The sequence below is a fragment of the Pseudofrankia sp. EUN1h genome (assembly GCF_001854645.1).
GTDB classification, from domain to species: Bacteria; Actinomycetota; Actinomycetes; order Frankiales; family Frankiaceae; genus Pseudofrankia; species Pseudofrankia saprophytica.
In genome coordinates, this window is sequence record NZ_MBLN01000064.1 from 139,893 (window position 1) to 158,184 (window position 18,292).

An 18,292-nucleotide genomic window follows, 5' to 3' on the forward strand; every position below is an offset into this window, starting at 1 on the left:
CGCCTCAGGCCGCTTGCGCGGACGGGGTGAGGACGCGCGGCGACGTCGACGGGGCGGCGGCGAAGAAGGCGAGCAGACCGTCGGGATCGGGCCCCGCGCTCACCAGGACCTCCCGCCTGATGATCTTGGCTGGGCCGAAGGTGTCGGTCGCCAGCCTGTACCCGACCTTCACAGCGGTCCTCCTTCGTCGGCTGGGCTTCGTCGTTCCCGCCGATCGCCTTCCCCAGCTGGCCGCCGGCGAATCCGGGAGCCCGCGTTTCGGCCCGACCCGCCCGGCCGAGGCTCGGGGCGGTGGCCCGCATGGGCGAGCCCGTACGGGGGTACCGAGGCGGACGTGGGTGATTCGGTCGCGGTATTGCTCGACATCGACGGGACGCTCGTCGACACGAACTACTTCCATGCCCTCGCCTGGTATCGGGCGTTCCGGCAGGAGGGGCATCCGGTGACGGTCACCGACCTGCACCGCCGGATCGGCATGGGTTCCGACCAGATGCTCGACGCGATGCTGCCCCATCGCGTCCGTGACCGCGACGATGTGCTGCAAGCGGCCCACACCGAGCACTACGCGGCCTTCTTCGGCCTGATGCGGCCGCTGCCGGGTGCCCGCGACCTGCTGCGACAACTGCGCCGCCGCGGTGCCCGGGTGGTGCTGGCCACCTCGGCGCCTCCCCGATCGGCCGGCTCCTACGCCAAGCAGGCTGACCGCGTGATGTCAGTCCGCGTGATGTCCGTCCGTTCGTGATCAGGGTGGTGCCGTGGCGAGCCTGTACATCGGGACGTCGGGCTGGAGCTACGACCACTGGGAGGGCGTGCTCTACCCGCCCGGAACGCCCACTCGGGACCGGCTGGCGATCTATGCCCGCCATTTCGACACCGTCGAGCTGAACGCCAGCTTCTACCGGTGGCCGACGGACGCCAGCTTCGCCTCCTGGCGCCGGCGACTGCCCACCGGTTTCGCCATGTCGGTGAAAGCGCCACGCGGGCTTACCCACGCGAAGCGCCTTTACGGCCCGGAGGCCTGGACCGAGCGGATCGCCCGCGGCTGGCATGAGCTGGGCGAGCGCCGGGCGGTGGTCCTGACCCAGTTGGACGTCCGCCAGAGCAGGGACGACGCCCGCCTGGAGTATTTCCTCGCAGGTGTTCCGTCGTGGCTGCGGATGGCCGTGGAACTACGCCACGAGAGCTGGCAGACCGAACCCGTCTACCGGTTGCTCGAACGTCATCAGGCGGCCTACTGCGTCATGAGCGGCGCCAACCTGCCGTGCGTCCTACGAGCCACGGCGTCGTTCGTCTACGTCCGACTACACGGACCCGACCACGGCGCTCTCTACTCCGGTTCGTACAGCGACGACGACCTGCGGTGGTGGAGCGACCGGCTCCTCGAATGGCACCGAAGCGGCCTCGACGTCTACGCCTACTTCAACAACGACGGCCACGGTCACGCCGTCCGCAACGCCCTGACCCTGCGCCAGCTCTGCGCCAGCCGCCTGGAGTCCCCCTGAGCCCGGACGCCGACGCGTTGATCATCGCCGGCCCGGCGGCCAGCTCGGCCCGGACGCCGCGAACCGGTGGTGTTGCGCGGCCGGACTGGGGAAATGGTCAACGCAGAACGATCGCCAGCGGACGACGAGGAGGCCCGCATGTCTGTCACGACCTTCCACGACCTTCCCCTTGCCGACCGGAAGCGTGCCTGGAACGGCGCCGCGGCCGAGAAGCGGGTCCGGCGGTGGGCGCAGGCCCAGGACGCCCCGAACGGCAAGTACCGCGAGGCACACGTCTGGTACGACCGGGACAAGAAAGACGAGTTCACCGGCTACAAGCTGCTCATCGCCGACGTGATCGACGGCGAACTGACAGTCGTTCCGCGGGGGGTGATGGCCGCGGCGGCGGTCATGCAGGGCTCGCGCGGCGGCGTCGACCTCCCCGACACCGACATCACCCGAGTCAAGAACCACCTGGCCAAGTACTACAAGAAGATGGGCGACGAGGCTCCCTGGGAATGATCGACCAGTCCTCCAGGTAGATCGACCAGCCCTCCAGGTAACAGGCCGTAGGCCGATGTCGACCGGCTCGTGGTCATGGATGGCGTGCCCATCAGCGAGGCGCTCGCCCGGTGCGACGCGACGTTCGCGCGCCGCTGGTACCACTGGGTTCTTCCTCGCCCAGCCCGACAAGCCGGAACGAGCCATCCTGGCCGACCCCGACACCTGGTACACCAGCGACCCGGAGGCCATGGGCCGGGCGAACCATCGGGAGTTCCACACCGCGAGCCACGACCCGGCGACCGTTCGGGCGATGGTGGAGGACTACCGGGCCGGCCTCGGAGTCGACCGGGAACACGAGGAGGCCGACCGGAGTGCCGGCCGCACCGTCCAATGCCCAACTTTGCTGCTGTGGTCGACCCGCGATGATCTGGAAGAACTTTATGGTGACCCTGTCGCGATCTGGCGGCCGTGGGCAACGACCCTCCGTGGCCTGCCCATCGACTCGGGCCACCACATGGCGGAGGAGAACCCGGCGGCGGTCGTCGACGCCCTGGGTGGTTTCCTCGCCTGATCGCGACCCGCGCGGCGAGCATCCTGAGCGGCCCCACAGGCRCCGGAAATGGGCGATTAAGTGTGGCGATCTAGTCAACAGGGTAGATGAGAGGCAGGTTGCCGGATCGTCCCGCGGCCCAGGACAAGGGAGTTCCGGTATGAGCCTCGTGGACAGTCTGCTGCTTGGTATCGACGAAGGAGACCGGCGGCATCTGCTCGGGCTGATCGCGGAAAACATCAATGCCGATCTCGACGCCGTCGCCGCGGGCGCCGCCCCGCAGCGTTCGCACGATCTCGGCAGCCAGCCCCGCCGTTCACGTCCACGCCGCGCGAAGCGGGTCGAGACGACGGCGACCGCCTGACTCTGATCTTTGGGATCCGATCCAGAGATCCAGAGGCGAATCTCGTCTGCCTGTTCAGGCTTTGCCGCTCAGGACGCAGAACTCGTTGCCAGCCGGGTCCGCGAGCACCACCCACGACTCCTCGCCCGTCTGCCCGACGTCCGCTCGGGTGGCGCCGAGCGCCACCAGCCGCTCGACCTCGGCCTGCTGTTCGTCGGGCGAGGACGGCGTCAGGTCAAGGTGCAGCCGGTTCTTGACCGTCTTGGCCTCGGGCACCGGGACGAACAGCAGCTTCACCGAGCTGTCCGGCGAGACGACGATCCACTCGCCGTCGTCCTGGTCGGCCTCCGCGCGGACGCCGAAGACGTCGGCCCAGAACCGGGCGACCTGGACCGGGTCGACGCAGTCGACCACAAGCCACTTCCAGCTGAGCGCCACGGTGAACCTCCTCGCTGCCGCCTGGTCCGGCGGATCGACGGGCGGTGGATGCATCGACGCGCGTTGGATACCCGTGCCGATGCCAGGAACACGGGGTGATGACCGGATTTAGGACCCCCCGAGCAGGCAGCCTGGGGATCATGACTACAGCACCGGCGGAGTAGATCCTTCACGTCCCGCCGCTTCGCCGACCCCCGCTTCGACGACGCTCCGCTCGAAGCGTCGGGGTGGACGTGTCATCCGGCGAAGGGCGTGTCATTCGGCGTGGATCATGTCGAGGAACACCGCGGCGGTGGGCGCGAAGTCGGGCGCGCCGTGGCCACCGCCGTCGACGGGCGAGTAGTACTCGTAGGGCTTTCCGGAGCGGGTGACCAGCTCGATGGTCTCCTCCCGCAGCCGCCGCGCCTCGGCGACCCGGCCCGCCCTGGTCAGCCCGTCGACGAGCAGCCAGTTCACCATGGGCCACACCGGTCCCCGCCAGTACCGGCCCGGGTCGAAGGCGGGAGCGTCGAAGGCCAGGCTGGCCGGGCCGTACCGCCCGGTCCAGCGGGGGCCGAAGAGCTGCCCGGCGAGGCGGGCGGCCTCCTCGGGCGGCAGCCCGCCGGCGTAAAGGGCGAGGAAACCCGCCACCGTGTCGTCCGGCAGCGACCGCCCGGTGCGGGCGTCCTGGTGCCGTGGGAACCCGTCGACCAGCATGTTCCTGAACGCGTCCCGGGTGGTGCGCATCGCCCGGCGAAGCGTCGGGGGAAGCTCCTGCCCGGTGTCGGCCGCGACCATCTCGAGCTGGCGGTTGGCCCGCACCAGCACCGCGTTGAACCCCACATCTCGGATCAGCGGCAGGCCAGCCGTCCGGAGCTCGTCGAACTGGTATCGCGCCGCCCGCAGCCGGCCGGTGAGCTCGTAGAGGGTGAACAGCTCGTCCGCCGCGATCCGTTCTCCGGCGGGTACCGCCTTGTTGTCGCGGCGAAGGCCGTCGAGCACGTCGGCCGCTCCCGCGTTCTTGGYGGCGCGCACCCTCGCGGGCATGAGGTGCCGGACGGCGTCCGACCACGGTGGTGTGTCATCCATGCCTGACTCCCACGGATGCACGACCGCGATCAGGCCGGTGTTCTCGGGGTCGCGTTCCCGGTAGAGCCACTCGTGATAGGCGATCAGACCAGGCAGCACCTGCCGGTAGAAGGCGAGCCGCGGCCGCGCCGGCATGGCCTCGCCGACGCGGGCGACCGCCTCCGCCACCAGCGGCGGCTGGGTGACCCCACTGGTCTCCGTCACCGGCGGCGCCTCGACCACGCTCCGCACCCGCCACAGCCCCGGGTCCGCGTGGTACGGCTCACCTCCGGCCGGGCAGAACCTGATGTGCGGCAACATCCCACTCGGCCACTGCCCGGCGAACAGCGACCTCACCTCGTCGGCGGCCCGGTCCACGTCCACATGGCGCAGGCCGATGGCGACAAAACAGCTGTCCCACAGCCACTGATGTGGATACAGCCGCCCCGACGGCCGAGTGAACTTCCCGCCGTCGTTGGAACGCAGCACCTCGAGGGCACAGGCTCGCGCGGCTTCGACACCGGCGCCCCCGGGCGTGTCCGTCCCGGCGAGACCGCTGGATGCGTCGGGCTCGGTGACCGGACCGGCCCGCCGAGGAGCAGGGGGTTTGACGCTGTTCGGCTCCGCGGGGCGCTCGGCCGGCACCGCGCTCGTCCTTCTCACCGGCAGCGGTCCGGTGCCCGGCGCGGACGCGTCCTCGAGTGTCGTCACGGTGCCGTTCCTTTCGCCGATTCGCCCCACCTAGGTGGTTCGTCCCCGAAAGGCCGCTACACACACCCCACACGGCCAGGACCGACTCACCGCGCCGCCTTTTCAGCCGCCGGGCCCTTCATTGCCATAAGCACCGACCAAAAGTCCGTGACGCCCAGCCATGGGTGCTCCCGGCGCGCGACCAGCCATGCACCCTGCTTTCAACCGGGTCGGGCATCCATACTTCGGACCTGGCTGGGCCGGGCCGGTCCGGCCGGCTCCGCTGGTTTGAAGCACACCGGCTCCGCGCATGCCACTTGCATGACCACGCCGCCGGAGACCTCGCAGGGTCGTCTGATAGGGCGCTTTACTCTGCCGGCGGCGACGCACTCCTCTCGGCAGGCCCGGCGGCGGCTCGCCCCGCTGCTGAACCACGTCGGCGTCGAAGGGGAACTCGTCGACGTCGCCCTCCTGCTGACGAGCGAACTCGTCACCAATGCCGTCCTGCACGGCCGAGGCCATCCGACCGTCGAGATCCGAGCCTCCGACCTTCAACTCTGGATCGGCGTCAAGGACCCCGACAGCCGTATTCCGCGCGCACAGCAGGCGGACAGCGGCGCGCTCGGCGGCCGAGGCCTCCACCTGGTCGACGCGCTCGCGCAGGACTGGGGCGCGGCGCCGCTGGCCGGCGACGGTAAGACCGTCTGGTTCACCCTGCCGCGGCAGCCGTCCCGCTCCGACCACGAGGAAGCCGGCGAGTTGCTGCCTACGTAAGCTGGCGGGCGAGTCCTGTGGCGATGCCCGAGCCCGGGTAACGGCCCCTGGGAGGGTCGATGCTGGTCGTGCACGGCGCCTGCGCGACCGTAGGCGGGATCTGGCTGTGGGCCGAGGACACGCGACGGTGGGGTCAGGCGCCGCGAGAAACCGACGGCTCCCCGGCGCTCCATCCCTTCGCGGCCCTGCCTTCGGAGCTGGCCCCGCTCGCCACCGGCGGACCAGCCGCGGCGGGGCAGCTCACCATGCTGCTGCCGAGCACGGCCACGGGACCGCTGGCGTCGCCGGACCTCGCCGCCGGGGCGGCCACGGTGGCCGGGGCGACCCGCGCGGCCGACGCCGGTCCCGCGCCTGACGGGGCCGGGGCGGCCGACCACGGGCCAGCGCTTCGGCCATGGCTGGTCTACACGGTCCGCCCGGATGCTCCGCTGGCGTTCGGCGCGGCGCGGGGGCCGGGCGAGGCGCTCCAGCTCGGGGCCTCCGCCCAGTTCCTGCTGGCGGTCGACGCGTTCGCGGCGGACCTGGTCGACCGTGGCCGGGTCCTTCCCGCGGTCGGGTGGGACGGCGCCGGGCCACTGGCGCGCTGGCGGCCGGTCCTCACCGGGCCGGACGCCGGACGGTTCGACGAGCTGGCCGCCGCCATGCCCCCGGCGTTCCGGGCCGTCGGCGCCGGCGCCACCGCCGGGAACGACCCGACCGCGACCCTCGACGCCGCGCTCGACGATCTGGTGGACGCCCACGCCCGCGGCCGGCTGCGCCAGGCCCGTCATACGCCGAAGGCCCCGGGACCACGGCGGTCGCCTCTCGGCGCCGCGACGGCCGGCTGGTTGCGCGCCCTCGGCGGCGACCCGCGCCTCACCCCCGGCGGCGGCGCGGCCAACGGCGCCACCGGTGCTGGTACCAGTGCCGGTGCCGCGGTCGACGCCGCGGTCGGTGAGCTCGCCGAGAAGGTCGGGACGTGGAGCTCGGGCGGGACGCGGGCGTGGCCGGCACGGGTGTGCTTCCGGCTGGGCGAGCCGGGCGCCCTGTCGAGGACGGCTCCGGGCGACGACGACGCCTGGCGGGTCGACTTCCTGCTCCAGGCCGTCGACGACCCCGGTGTCCAGGTGCCCGCCGGACAGGTCTGGGGCCGCCGGCCCGCCGGGCCCGCGGCGTGGACCACCGACGCCGAGGAGTCGCTGCTCGCCGGGCTCGGGCGGGCCGTCGCCGTGTGGCCGGAGCTGGGCCGGGCCCTGCGCGAGGCCCGACCGACCGGACTCGACCTGTCCCTCGACCATGCCCGGGAGTTCCTCGGCCTCGCCGGCGACCTGGAGCAGGAGGGCTTCGGGGTGCTCGTGCCGTCCTGGTGGACGCGGCCGGTCCGCCCCACCCCCCGGCTCGCCGTGCGCGCGGTGAACCCGGTGACGCCGATCCTTCGTGACCTCACGACGGACCTCGGCCAGATCGTCGACTTCCGGTGGTCCGTCAGCCTGGGCGACGTCGAGCTCAGCCGCGCCGAGCTGGAGAGCCTCGCGGCGGCCAAGGCCGAGCTCGTCAAGGTCCGGGGCCGCTGGACCCGGGTGGACCCGGGCGCGCTGGCCGGACTCGACCTCGCCCGGCAGTCCGCCGGCGGCCAGATGACCGTCCGAGACGTCCTCGCCTACACCGGCCTGCACCCCCACGAAGGCGGAGGCGACGTCTCCGGCGCGGAGGTGGAGGTGGCGGCGGACGGCTGGCTGGGCGCGCTGCTCGCCGGCACCGGCCGCCAGCCTGGTGGAGCGTCGCCGGGTGACAGGTCGCCGGATGACAGGCCGCCGCTGGTAGAGCCGCCCGCCGGCCTCGGCGTGCGGCTGCGTCCCTACCAGGCGCACGGGCTCGCCTGGCTCGCTCTGCTCGACCGGCTCGGCGTCGGCGCGGTCCTCGCCGACGACATGGGCCTGGGCAAGACCATCCAGGTCCTGGCGCTGGAGCTGCTCACCCGAGGCGCGACCCGAGGCGCCGCCAGCCGCGGACCAACCCTCGTCGTCTGCCCGGTCTCGGTGCTCGGGAACTGGCTGCGCGAGGCGGAGCAGGTCACGCCCGGCCTGCGGGTGCACGTCCACCACGCGGCCAGCCAGCAGCGGACCGTGGCGGTGGCCGAGGCCGCCGCCGGGCACGACCTGGTCCTCACGACCTACACGCAGCTCGCCCGCGACGTCGACGAGTTCCGCCCGGTCACCTGGGACCGGCTCGTCCTCGACGAGGCGCAGCAGATCAAGAACGCCGCGACCGCCCAGGCCCGCGCCGTGCGCCGGCTGACCGCCCGCCACCGGGTCGCGCTGACCGGCACCCCGGTGGAGAACCGGCTCGGCGACCTCTGGTCGATCATGCACGCGGTCAACCCGGGCCTGCTCGGCTCGGCCAGCTCGTTCCGCGCCCGCTACGCGGTGCCGATCGAGCGCTACGGCGACGCCGACGCGACCGCCCGGCTGCGCCGGCGGATCCGCCCGGTCGTGCTGCGCCGGGTCAAGACCGACCCGTCGGTGCTGCGTGACCTGCCGGCGAAGGTGGAGTTGCGCCAGCTGTGCACGCTGACGGCGGAGCAGGCGTCGCTGTACCGGGCGGTCGTCGACGACATGATGGCGCGGCTGCGGGACGCCTCGTCACCGGTACGACGCAACGGCGTCGTGCTCGCGGCGATGACGAGGCTCAAGCAGGTCTGCAACCACCCGGCCCACCTGCTCGGGGACTCCTCGGCGCTGGCGGGACGGTCCGGCAAGCTCGCCCGGTTGGAGGAGCTGCTCGYCCAGGTCGTCGCGGGCGGCGAGCGCGCTCTCTGCTTCACCCAGTTCGCCCGCTTCGGCGCCATGCTCGCGCCGTACCTGGCCACCCGGCTCGGTGTCGAGGTGCCGTTCCTGCACGGCGGCCTGCGGGCGGCCGAGCGGGACGCGCTCATCGAGCGCTTCCAGACCCGGCGGGAACCGGGCGTGTTCCTGCTCTCCCTCAAGGCCGGCGGCACCGGCGTGAACCTGACCGCGGCGAACCACGTCATCCACATCGACCGCTGGTGGAACCCGGCGGTGGAGACGCAGGCGACGGACCGCGCCTACCGCATCGGGCAGCGGCGCGACGTGTGGGTCCAGACACTGCTGTGCATGGGCACGCTCGAGGAGCGCATCGACCGGATCCTCGCGGACAAGGCGGCGCTGGCCCGGACCATCGTCGGCGGCGGCGAGAGCTGGCTCGCCTCGCTGTCCACCGACGAGCTGCTGGACCTCGTCGCGCTCGCTCCCGAGGCCGTCCAATGACCGACCCGGACGGCGGCGGAGGCACCCCTGACCGCGGCGGCGACCGGAGCCGCGGCGAAGACGGGGGACGCGGCCAGCGGCGCGGGCGGGCGTGGTGGTCGTCCCAGTTCCTCGCGCTGGTCGAGGGCATGACGCTGCCGGAGCCGCTGCGGGCCGGCCGCGCCCTGGTGCGCACCGAGGCCGTGCTGCACGTGCGGCGATCCGGCAACCTCGTCGTCGCGATGGTCCGCGACCCGGGAGAGGACCTGCACAAGGCCCGGCTCGCCGTCCGGACGTTCGGCGACGCCGACTGGGGCCGCATCGAGGACGCGCTCGCGGCCGAGGCCCGGTACGCCGCCACGCTGCTGGCCGGCTCGATGCCCACGGACCTCACGGAGACGTTCGCGGGGCTCGGGCTCTCGCTCTTCCCCACCCGTGCCGACGACCTGGCGATGGACTGCACGTGCGCCGACTGGCACCGGCCGTGCGCGCACCTCGTGGCGGCCTGCCACCAGCTCGCCGACACGATCGACCTCGACCCGTTCGCGCTCCTCGCGCTGCGCGGCCGGGAGCGCGACGCCCTTCTCGGCGAGATCCGCCGCCTGCGCCCACGCGTCGCCTCCCCCTCGGGAAGCGGCACACCCTCAGGAAGTGGCCCGCGCGCCTACTCCTGGCCGGCGGGACCGGGCTGGTCCCAGGCGRCACCCGGCCCGCCGCGCGTCCCGACGACGGCGGCCCAGGCAGACGGGGGCGGGGGCGGGGGCGGGGAGCCGCTGCCCAGCTCCCTCTCCCCGTTCTGGTCGTCGCCGTCCCCCGCGGGCCGCCAGGGCGCCCCGCCTGATCAGCGCGTGCCGGCCGCGCGCCCCGACATCCTGCTGGAACTGTGCGGTCCGCTGGTGGTGGAACCGTTCGGTGACCTGCGCGAGGCGCTGCGCCCCGCGTACGAACTCTTGACGACCCGGCGGCGGATGCCCGGCGCGCGCGACGCGCCGGGCGATCCGGGCTGACCTCTCAGGCCGACCCGTCACGCCGACCCGCCATGCTGACCCGGCGCCGAGCCGCGGGGGCGGGCCCCGACGACTCAGCCGCGGGGCAGGCCGAGGATGCGCTCAGCGATGACGTTGAGCTGGATCTCGACGGTGCCGCCGCCGATCAGTTGCGGCGGGACGGTCAGGTAACGCTGGGTGCGCTGGCCGCCGGGACCGTCGGCGGCCGCGGCGGCGGGGCCGAGCCAGCGCATCGCCCGTTCGGCGATCCGGGTCACGAGGACGCCGGAGGCGACCTTGGACACGCTCGCCTGGGCGCCGGGCCGCAGGCCGGACAGGCTGCGCAGGGTGGTGCGCAGGGCGAGCGCGGCCAGCGTGTGCGCGGCGGCGAACGTCAGGCCGACCTCGCGCGTGACGTCGCGCGGCGCGGCGGCGAGCGTGCCGGAGGCGGCCAGGTCGAGCAGGTCGGTCGGGATGTGCTGCATGCCGCTGATGCTGACCCGCTCGTTGCCCAGCGTCGTGCGGGCCAGTCCCCAGCCCTGGTTGACCTCGCCGACGAGCCGGTCGTCGGGGACGAACACGTCGTTGAAGAAGACCTCGTTGAACAGGTAGCCGCCGTTCGCCTCCCGCAGCGGGCGGACCTCCAGGCCCGGCGAGGTCATGTCGACGAGGAAGTAGGAGATGCCCTTGTGCTTCGGTGCCGCCGGGTCGGTCCGGGCCAGGCAGATACCGAAGTGCGCCTCGTGGGCGTTGGACGTCCACACCTTCTGCCCGTTCAGCCGCCAGCCGCCGTCGACCTTCTGCGCCCGGGTGGACAGCGAGGCGAGGTCGGAGCCGGCGCCTGGCTCGCTGAACAGCTGGCACCAGACGAGCTCGCCGCGCAGGGTCGGCGGCACGAACGCCTCCTTCTGCTCGTCGGTGCCGTGCGCGAGGATGGTCGGCAGCGCCCAGTCACCGATGATCAGCCTCGGCTGCGCCACTCCGGACCGCTCGTACTCCCGCTGGATCACCAGCTGCTCGATCGGGCTCGCCGCGATGCCGTAGGGCCTCGGGTAGTGCGGCACCACCAGGCCCTCGGCGACGAGCCGCTCGCGCCGCGCCGGCCCGTCCGCCGGCAGTGCGGCCACCTCGGCGAGCACGCCGGCGACGCGCTCCCCGAAGGCGGGGTCGGCGCCGGAGAGGTCGATGTCGAAGTCGCGGCTCGTGCCCGCGACCAGCTCGCCGAGCCGGTGCTCCCAGTCGGCGGCCGGGCCCAGCAGACTCTCCAGCGTCATCGCCCGGCGCCAGTAGAGGTGCGCGTCGTGCTCCCACGTGTAGCCGATCCCGCCGAGCAGCGTGATCGTCTCCAGCCCGATCTCCGTCGCCCGGGGCAGGCAGGCCACGGCCGCGCCCGCGGCGGCCACCGCCAGCTGTTCGTCGTTCTCGTCCAGCGCCCGCGCGGCGTCCCACGCCGCCGCCGACATCGTCTCGACGTCGACGAACAGCCGGGCGCACTTGTGCTTGATGGCCTGGAACGATCCCACCGGCCGGCCGAACTGCTCGCGGACCTTCACGTAGTCCACGCCGGTCGACACGCACCACCGCGCCAGCCCGACCGCCTCGGCCGCGAACAGCACCGCGGCCACCGCGCGGACCTGGCCGGCGCCGGCCGCGACCACGCTCTCCTGGCCGACGGCGAGATCGGTCAGGGTGACCGTCCCGACGGCGCGCGTGTGGTCGACCGGCGCGCCCGCGACCACCTCGACCCCGGGACCTGGCTCGGCGGTGAACCACAGCTCGCCGCCGTCGGGGGTGGCGGCGCCGAGGAGCAGCAGCGTCGCGCGGGGGGCGCCGAGCACCGGCACCGTGGACCCGCTGACCCGGTAGCCGCCATCGGCGTCGACCGAGGCCGTCAGGCCGTGGGTGGACAGCGCGGTGGCCGCCGTGGCGCCGGCCGCCAGGGCTGGCAGTACGCGCTTGCGCAGCTCGTCGCCGCCGTACCGCGCGAGCACCGAGCTGGTCAGCAGGCTGGGCAGCAGCGGCCCTGGGAGCAGGCCGCGGGCGGTCTCCTCGACGACGACCGCGAGCGCGACGGCCCCCGCGCCGGCGCCGTCCAGCTCCTCCGGCAGGTGCAGCGAGGTCAGCCCCTGCTCGGTGACGTCGCGCCAGTAGTCCGGCGCCGCACCGCCCGGCCAGTCCRCYAGACCGGCCCGCACCCGCTCGGACGGTGCGTGCCGGGCGACGAAGCCCCGGACGGAGTCGGCAAGCGCCGCGTGGTCGTCGTCGAGACCAATGGACACGTCTGTCTGCTCCTCACGGCGGGCGGGAACTGGCGGCCGGCGCTCACTCAGGATCGGATCCGCGCCAACGAGCAAGCATAGTGTATATATTATCTATAGATCTTCGATCTGGCGCCGACGTCGCGCGCCAGGGAAGCCGCGGTCGGGGCGCCGGGGCCAGGAGGCCGAGGGAGCCGGATGCCGCTCACAGAGCTCACGGAGAAGGAACTCGGCCGCCTGCGGCGGGCCGCCGACCGCGACGAGATCCGCCAACTCGCCTACCGCTACGCCTGGGGCCTCGACAGCCGTGACCTGGACGCGGCCGCCGAGCTGTTCGCCCCCGAGGCCAACACCGGCGACGGACGCGGTCCGGCGGCGTGGCGGTCGCGATTCCAGCAGAGCATGGGCGCGGTGGGGGTGACGATCCTCCTCGTCGGGAACCACCTGATCGACTTCGACGACGACGACAGGGCGCACGGGCTGGTCTACTGCCGCGGGTACATCGAGCCCCGCGATGGCGCCCAGCCGGGGCGGTTCGTCGAGCAGGCGATCCTGTACCGCGACCGCTACCGGCGGGTCGACGGGGAGTGGAAGTTCGCCTCCCGCCGCCACGAGCTGTGGTTCGGCATCGAGACCGCCGAACGGCCACTGCACCAGCGGGCCGCCGAATGGCCGAAGCACCACGACGGCGTCGGCACCGTGCCCTACGCGGAGAACAGCTGGCAGGCATTCTGGGCCGAGCACGGCGGCTACCGCGCATGACCCTCAACGGCAAGGTCGCTGTCATCACCGGCGGCGGCCGGGGCATCGGCCAGGCCATCGCGGTCCGTTACGCGGCCGAGGGGGCGACGATCGTGGTCTCCTCCCGGACCCGCGCCGACCTCGACGCCACGCTCGCGCGGGCCGGGGTCGGACCCGGAGCCGGAGCCGACCGGGGGCTGGCCGTCGTCGCCGACGCGTCGGACCGCGACGACGCCCGGCGGCCCGTCCGTGAAGCACTCGACCGGTTCGGCCGGGTCGACATCCTCGTCAACAACGTCGGAGGCCGCGTCGCCGGCAACCTCGACCCGTTCGCCGGCGACGACGACGCCTTCGAGGGAACCCTGGTCCTCAACCTGACGTCGGCCTGGTGGGCGACCAGCGCCGCCCTCCCGTCGATGCGCGACCGCGGCTTCGGGCGCATCATCAACATCGGCTCGGGCGCGGCGAAGAACACCGGCGGCTCGGTGCCTTACACCGCGGCGAAGCACGGTCTCGTCGGATTCACCAAGGAGCTCGCGAAGGCGGGCGCCCGGTTCGGCATCAACGCCAACGTGCTCTGCCCCGGCTGGACGAACACGTCGATGCTCGACTTCGAGCGCATCGCCAGGGCCCGGAGGACCTCCGTCGAGGCGGAGGAGGAGCGAGCCAGGTCCGAGAGCCTCCAGCACCGGGTCCTAGAGGCGGACGAGCTGGCCGGAATGGCCGTGCTGCTCGCCGGCCACGACGGGCGCGGCATCACGGGCCAGGTCATCAGCGTCGACGGCGGCTACAAGGTCTGACGTCGCGGGGACCAGGTCAGGTGAACCGGTCGGCGAGCGCGCGCAGCCTGCGCGCGGCGGCGAGGGCGGCCTGGACCTGGTCGGCGCCGAGCAGCGGCGCCGACTGCTCGATCGTGGCGGCGTAGCGAAGATGCCGGTCGCGGGCGTGATCTCGGCACGGCAGGCAGGTGACGCGTTCGGGGTGCGGCGACGTCGCGGCGTATGGCACCTCGGCGCCACATCCCGCGCGCACCGTGCGGGGCGCGTCGCCGACCAGCCCGAACACCGACGCCGTCACCGCCCGCACCTCGGCGCTGGTGTTCGGCACGGTCCACTCGACATGCACATGCGGGTCGTCCACGGTCCTCCTTCGGCCCCGTCGTCGCTCCCCAAGGTTGGTGACGCCCGCGACGGCGGAGTATGGGTCCTGACCGTCGACTCACCGCCGGCACCGACGCCACCGCCGGCCGCACGATCTCTCCTATCCGCGTCCCGATCGGCAGGTTCACCCCCGCAGCCAGGAGGAGTACATGACCGACCCGCGAACCGTCCTGATCACCGGCGCGACCGACGGTCTCGGCCGCGCGCTCGCGCACCGGCTCGCCGCCGAGGGCGCCACCCTGATCCTGCACGGCCGCGACCCCGACAAGCTTGCGCACACCGCCGACGACATCCACGCCACCCACCACGGCCCGCGACCCGCGACCGTCCAGGCCGATCTCGCCGAGCTGGCCCAGGTGCGCCGGCTCGCCACCGACGTGCGGGCGGCGACCGACCGGCTCGACGTCCTCGTCAGCAACGCGGGCATCGGCTCCGGCGAGCCCGACGGACGCACCCGCCGGACCAGCGTCGACGGCTACGAGCTGCGTTTCGCCGTCAACTACCTGGCCGGGTTCCTGCTCACCCTCGACCTGCTTGCGCTGCTGCGCCGGTCCGCCCCCGCCCGCATCGTCAACGTCGCCTCCATCGGCCAGCATCCGCTGGACCTGGACGACCTGATGATCGAGCACGGCTACAGCGGCACGCGCGCCTACGGCCAGAGCAAGCTCGCCCAGATCATGTCCGGCTTCGAGCTGGCCGACCGGCTGCCCGCCGCCGAGGTGACCGTCAACAGCCTGCACCCCGCGACCTACATGCCCACCAAGATCGTGCTGGCGGAGATCGGCCACCACATCGACAGCATCGACGAGGGCGTCGCCGCCACGCACCGGCTCGTCGCGAGCACCGAGGTCGCCGGCGTCACCGGCCGCTTCTTCGACCGGACTCGCGACACGGCACCCAACCGCCAGGCGTACGACAAGCAGGCCCGGGCCGACCTGTGGACGCGAAGCCTCGAACTCGTCGACCGGACCGGCGTTTCGGTCTGACCGGCCGACCGGCTGACCGAACCCACCGACCTGCGCGCCACGCCGCGCCGCGCCCGCATCGCGTTTCTCGACCGCATTACGTATTCCGGGCTGGCATTCACGGCTCAGCCCCAGCGCGTGAGGTCGGACGTCGCCGCGAGGTCGGCGGCGACGTCCAGGAGGTTTCGCCGCACGGGCCGGTCGTGGGCGGGCAGCCAGGCGATTACGGTCTCGGYGCGGTCCCCGGCGAGCGGTACGAACACCACCCCGGTGCGCCGGATGCTGCGCGCCGAGCGGGCAAGCCGGGTCACGCCGACGCCGGCCGCGACGAGCCCGAGCAGGTTCGACACGCCGCTGGCTCGCTGGACGACCCTCGGCGTGATGCCGGCGGCGGCGAAGTCCCGGTCGTATTTCTCGTGCCAGGGCGGCCACGACTCCCGCGGTGTCAGCACCCAGTTCTCGTCGGCCAGGTCCGCGAGGTGGAGCTCGGCCCGGTCGGCGAGTGGGTGGCCGACGGGCAGGACCGCGCAGACCGGTTCCGTGGCGAGCGTACGGATGGCCAGGTCGGCGACGAGGGGCGGACGGGTGAACGCCGCGTCGAACCGGCCGTCGCGCAGCCCGGCGACGAGCTCGTCGATCTGCCCGTTGTGGGTGGTGAGCTCGATGCCGGGAAAACGCTCCCGCAGGGCCCGCACCACCGGCGGCATCATGTAGTTGGCGGTGGAGGCGAGGAACGCCAGGTCGAGGTGGCCGATCTCGCCGCGGCCGGCGCGCCGCACGACGGTGACGGCGGCCTCGGCCCTGGCGAGCACGGCGCGGGCCTCCGGCAGGAATGCCTCCCCCGCGTCGGTGAGCCGCGTTCCACGGGTGTCGCGGTCGAACAGACGCACCCCGAGACCGCCTTCGAGCGCGCCGATCTGCTGCGACAACGACTGCTGGGCGACGTGCAGCTGCCGCGCGGCGCGGGTAAAACTGAGGTGCTCGGCGACCGCGACGAAATATCGCAGATGGCGCAGCTCCACGGTCACAGAATCAGACTGTAACCGCAGAAGGAAACGCGTGTTGGCCCGGTTCCGCCATTCCGAGGCAGGGTAGACGCGACAGTGCGCGACGAGGCGCGCGGACGACCTGAACACGAATGCGAGCGACGATGACGAAGACCGGCCGGGTTTGGCTGATCACCGGATGTTCCGCGGGATTCGGCCGAGAGCTGGCATTGGCGGCCTTGGAAGCCGGCGACCGGGTGATGGCAACCGCGCGACAGCCGGACCAGCTCGCCGATCTCGTCGCCGCCGGTGCGGAGCGGGTGCGGACCACGCCGTTGGACGTCACCGACGAGGAGCAGGTGACCGCCGCGGTCGCGCGCACGGTGGCCGAGTTCGGCCGCGTGGACGTGGTCGTCAACAACGCCGGCCACGGCAGTGTCGGTGCCGTCGAGGAGCTCGACCTCACGGACCTGCGGGCCTTGATGGACGTCATGTTCTTCGGTGCCGTCGCGGTGACCAAGGCCGTCCTGCCGCAGCTGCGGGCGCAGCGCGGTGGGACGATCGTTCAGGTCAGCTCGATGGGCGGCCAGGTGACCATGCCGGGTTTCGGGGCGTACTGTGCGGCGAAGTTCGCGCTCGAGGGCATCTCCGAGGCGCTGGCCGCGGAGGTCGCGCCGTTCGGCATCCGGGTGCTGATCGTGGAGCCCGGGGCGTTGCGCACCGAGTTCGGCGGGGCACGGATGCACCGGTCGCGGGTGATCGAGGCGTACGCGGCCTCGACCAGCCAGACCCGCGCGGCCGTCGAGGGCATGGACGGCACCCAGCCCGGCGACCCGCGCAGGGCCGCCCGCGCGATCCTGGAGGTGCTGGACAGCCCCGAGCCACCGCTACGGCTGGCGCTGGGCAACGATGCCGTCGACAGCATCGCCGCCCACCACGAACTGTTGCGCGCGGACCTGACGCGGTGGGAAAAGCTCAGCAGAACGACGGACCTGGAATGAGCCACAGAACGCGGTAGGGGGCATCGGCATGAACCGGTCACTCAGGTGGGTCTCACCGGGTCCCAGGGTGGCCGGGGCCGTCGCCCTCGGGCTGGGGCTTGGACTGGGCCTTGGGCTGCTCACCTCGTGTTCCGACAGCTCGTCGCCATCCGCCAGCTCGCCGCCATCGGCGCGGCCGGCGGCGACGGCGTCGGCCGCTCCCCACGGATGCCTGCCGGCGGATGACCCGGCCGCCGCTACCCAGCGCGGTTATGGCATCGGCCGGACCCAGGTCACGTTCGTCGACCACAGCCGGCCTACCGACGCGGCGCCCGACCGTGGCCTGGCCGGCAAGCCCGAGCGCACGATCCCGGTCGTCGTGAGCTACCCGATCGTCCCGGCTGCCGGCGCCGCCCCGGACGCCCCGGCCGTCCCGGGAGCGGGACCGGCGCCGGGCCGGTTCCCCCTGGTCGTGCTGTCCCACGGAGTGCTCGCGGACGGGACCGTCGCGGCGGACGTCATCGCGGCACCGCTCGTCCGTCAGGGCTACGTCGTGGCGACCCCGACCTTCCCGCTCTCCAGCGGTCCCGGCGCGACGATCCTGGACCTGCCGAACCAGCCGGCCGACGTCAGCTTCGTCATCACCTCGCTGGGCACGTGGAGCACCACCGCGGGCACGCCGCTGGCCGAACACCTCCAGGCGAGCTGCCTGGCGATCGCCGGCCACTCGCTCGGCGCCGCGACCACGCTCGCGGCGGCCTACCTGTCGTGCTGCCGGGACCCACGGGTCAGGGCCGTGGTGTCACTTGCCGGGACGCTCGCCCCCTTCAGGGGGACCTTCGCCGACAACCCGCCGATCCCGCTGCTGATCGTGCACGGCGACAAGGATGCGGTGGTGCCGCTGGCCAAGAGCGCCGAGATCTTCAACACCCTTCGCGGGCCGCGCTCCTTCGTCACCCTGCATGGCGCCGGGCATTCGACGATGTTCTACGACCGGGCCGGCCAGACGCTCGACCAGTCGGTGACCGCGTTCCTGGACGCCTACCTCAAGGGCGACTTCACCGCGCTGCGCGCACTGCCCGACGACGTCCGCCGCTCAGCGCTCGCGACCTACCAGGCGGCAGACTGAGGTCGCCCGGCCGGC

General features: G+C 73.0%; 18 protein-coding genes and 1 pseudogene. 13 read left to right on the top strand and 6 right to left on the bottom strand.

The genetic code is table 11. From position 1 onward, the window contains the following. Positions 1-4 precede the first annotated feature (4 nt). On the bottom strand, positions 5-172 hold the full coding sequence (locus BCD49_RS43685) for a hypothetical protein (protein ID WP_007506910.1): 168 nt from the start codon (positions 170-172) through the stop codon (positions 5-7). Positions 173-334: 162 nt separating this feature from the next. Between BCD49_RS43685 and BCD49_RS24185 the strand changes: the two genes are divergently transcribed. The 5 genes and pseudogenes from BCD49_RS24185 (at position 335) to BCD49_RS24205 (ending at position 2,899) form a co-directional block, all read left to right on the top strand. Then, positions 335-742, top strand: coding sequence for an HAD family hydrolase (locus tag BCD49_RS24185; RefSeq protein WP_007506911.1), 408 nt, complete (start codon positions 335-337; stop codon positions 740-742). Between the two features lie 13 nt (positions 743-755). Beyond that, the gene (locus BCD49_RS24190) at positions 756-1,502 is read left to right on the top strand and encodes a DUF72 domain-containing protein (RefSeq protein ID WP_007506912.1); all 747 of its coding nucleotides are present in this window, start codon (positions 756-758) and stop codon (positions 1,500-1,502) included. Between the two features lie 138 nt (positions 1,503-1,640). Continuing rightward, a complete protein-coding gene (locus BCD49_RS24195) occupies positions 1,641-2,003 on the top strand; it encodes a hypothetical protein (RefSeq protein ID WP_007506913.1) in 363 nt (120 codons plus the stop codon). 57 nt (positions 2,004-2,060) lie between these two features. Next, positions 2,061-2,556, top strand: a pseudogene (locus BCD49_RS24200) (alpha/beta fold hydrolase); the annotation flags it as partial. A gap of 139 nt (positions 2,557-2,695) precedes the next feature. Further along, positions 2,696-2,899 (top strand): hypothetical protein, encoded by a 204-nt coding sequence (locus tag BCD49_RS24205; protein WP_007506915.1) that lies wholly within the window; start codon positions 2,696-2,698, stop codon positions 2,897-2,899. Positions 2,900-2,953: 54 nt separating this feature from the next. On the opposite strand, the gene BCD49_RS24210 is transcribed toward BCD49_RS24205, so the two are convergent. Together BCD49_RS24210 and BCD49_RS24215 are read right to left on the bottom strand one after the other, a co-directional pair. Further along, the gene (locus tag BCD49_RS24210) at positions 2,954-3,316 is read right to left on the bottom strand and encodes a VOC family protein (protein ID WP_007506916.1); all 363 of its coding nucleotides are present in this window, start codon (positions 3,314-3,316) and stop codon (positions 2,954-2,956) included. Between the two features lie 255 nt (positions 3,317-3,571). Beyond that, positions 3,572-5,074 carry an amylo-alpha-1,6-glucosidase gene (locus BCD49_RS24215; protein ID WP_083401675.1) on the bottom strand — a complete coding sequence of 501 codons (1,503 nt, stop codon included), beginning with the start codon at positions 5,072-5,074 and terminating at the stop codon, positions 3,572-3,574. Between the two features lie 300 nt (positions 5,075-5,374). Here BCD49_RS24215 and BCD49_RS24220 point away from each other — a divergent pair, with 300 nt between their 5' ends. The 3 genes from BCD49_RS24220 to BCD49_RS24230 are packed head-to-tail and all read left to right on the top strand — an operon-like array spanning position 5,375 to position 10,079. Next, complete coding sequence (locus tag BCD49_RS24220) at positions 5,375-5,827, top strand: ATP-binding protein (RefSeq protein ID WP_007506918.1); 453 nt, start codon at positions 5,375-5,377, stop codon at positions 5,825-5,827. 59 nt (positions 5,828-5,886) lie between these two features. Then, positions 5,887-9,093: a DEAD/DEAH box helicase gene (locus tag BCD49_RS24225; RefSeq protein WP_071041941.1), complete on the top strand. Its 3,207-nt coding sequence runs from the start codon at positions 5,887-5,889 to the stop codon at positions 9,091-9,093. Then, positions 9,090-10,079: an SWIM zinc finger family protein gene (locus BCD49_RS24230; protein ID WP_083401667.1), complete on the top strand. Its 990-nt coding sequence runs from the start codon at positions 9,090-9,092 to the stop codon at positions 10,077-10,079. The genes BCD49_RS24225 and BCD49_RS24230 overlap by 4 nt, the downstream gene beginning before the upstream one ends. A 74-nt stretch (positions 10,080-10,153) precedes the next feature. On the opposite strand, the gene BCD49_RS24235 is transcribed toward BCD49_RS24230, so the two are convergent. Continuing rightward, positions 10,154-12,337: an acyl-CoA dehydrogenase gene (locus BCD49_RS24235; protein WP_071041942.1), complete on the bottom strand. Its 2,184-nt coding sequence runs from the start codon at positions 12,335-12,337 to the stop codon at positions 10,154-10,156. A 177-nt stretch (positions 12,338-12,514) separates the two neighbouring features. Here BCD49_RS24235 and BCD49_RS24240 point away from each other — a divergent pair, with 177 nt between their 5' ends. Both BCD49_RS24240 and BCD49_RS24245 read left to right on the top strand, forming a co-directional pair. Then, positions 12,515-13,078: a nuclear transport factor 2 family protein gene (locus tag BCD49_RS24240; RefSeq protein WP_007506923.1), complete on the top strand. Its 564-nt coding sequence runs from the start codon at positions 12,515-12,517 to the stop codon at positions 13,076-13,078. Next, positions 13,075-13,857, top strand: a complete 783-nt coding sequence (locus BCD49_RS24245) for an SDR family NAD(P)-dependent oxidoreductase (protein ID WP_007506925.1) — start codon at positions 13,075-13,077, stop codon at positions 13,855-13,857. The genes BCD49_RS24240 and BCD49_RS24245 overlap by 4 nt, the downstream gene beginning before the upstream one ends. A 16-nt stretch (positions 13,858-13,873) precedes the next feature. Here BCD49_RS24245 and BCD49_RS24250 read toward each other — a convergent pair whose 3' ends face one another. Further along, on the bottom strand, positions 13,874-14,197 hold the full coding sequence (locus BCD49_RS24250; protein ID WP_007506928.1) for a hypothetical protein: 324 nt from the start codon (positions 14,195-14,197) through the stop codon (positions 13,874-13,876). Positions 14,198-14,366: 169 nt separating this feature from the next. Between BCD49_RS24250 and BCD49_RS24255 the strand changes: the two genes are divergently transcribed. After that, a complete protein-coding gene (locus BCD49_RS24255) occupies positions 14,367-15,203 on the top strand; it encodes an SDR family NAD(P)-dependent oxidoreductase (RefSeq protein WP_007506930.1) in 837 nt (278 codons plus the stop codon). 104 nt (positions 15,204-15,307) lie between these two features. Here BCD49_RS24255 and BCD49_RS24260 read toward each other — a convergent pair whose 3' ends face one another. Further along, positions 15,308-16,210: a LysR family transcriptional regulator gene (locus BCD49_RS24260; protein WP_071041943.1), complete on the bottom strand. Its 903-nt coding sequence runs from the start codon at positions 16,208-16,210 to the stop codon at positions 15,308-15,310. 122 nt (positions 16,211-16,332) lie between these two features. Between BCD49_RS24260 and BCD49_RS24265 the strand changes: the two genes are divergently transcribed. Together BCD49_RS24265 and BCD49_RS24270 are read left to right on the top strand one after the other, a co-directional pair. Beyond that, positions 16,333-17,169, top strand: a complete 837-nt coding sequence (locus tag BCD49_RS24265) for an oxidoreductase (protein WP_007506932.1) — start codon at positions 16,333-16,335, stop codon at positions 17,167-17,169. A 67-nt stretch (positions 17,170-17,236) separates the two neighbouring features. Next, on the top strand, positions 17,237-18,277 hold the full coding sequence (locus BCD49_RS24270; RefSeq protein WP_106410615.1) for an alpha/beta hydrolase family protein: 1,041 nt from the start codon (positions 17,237-17,239) through the stop codon (positions 18,275-18,277). The last annotated feature ends 15 nt before the right edge of the window (positions 18,278-18,292 follow it).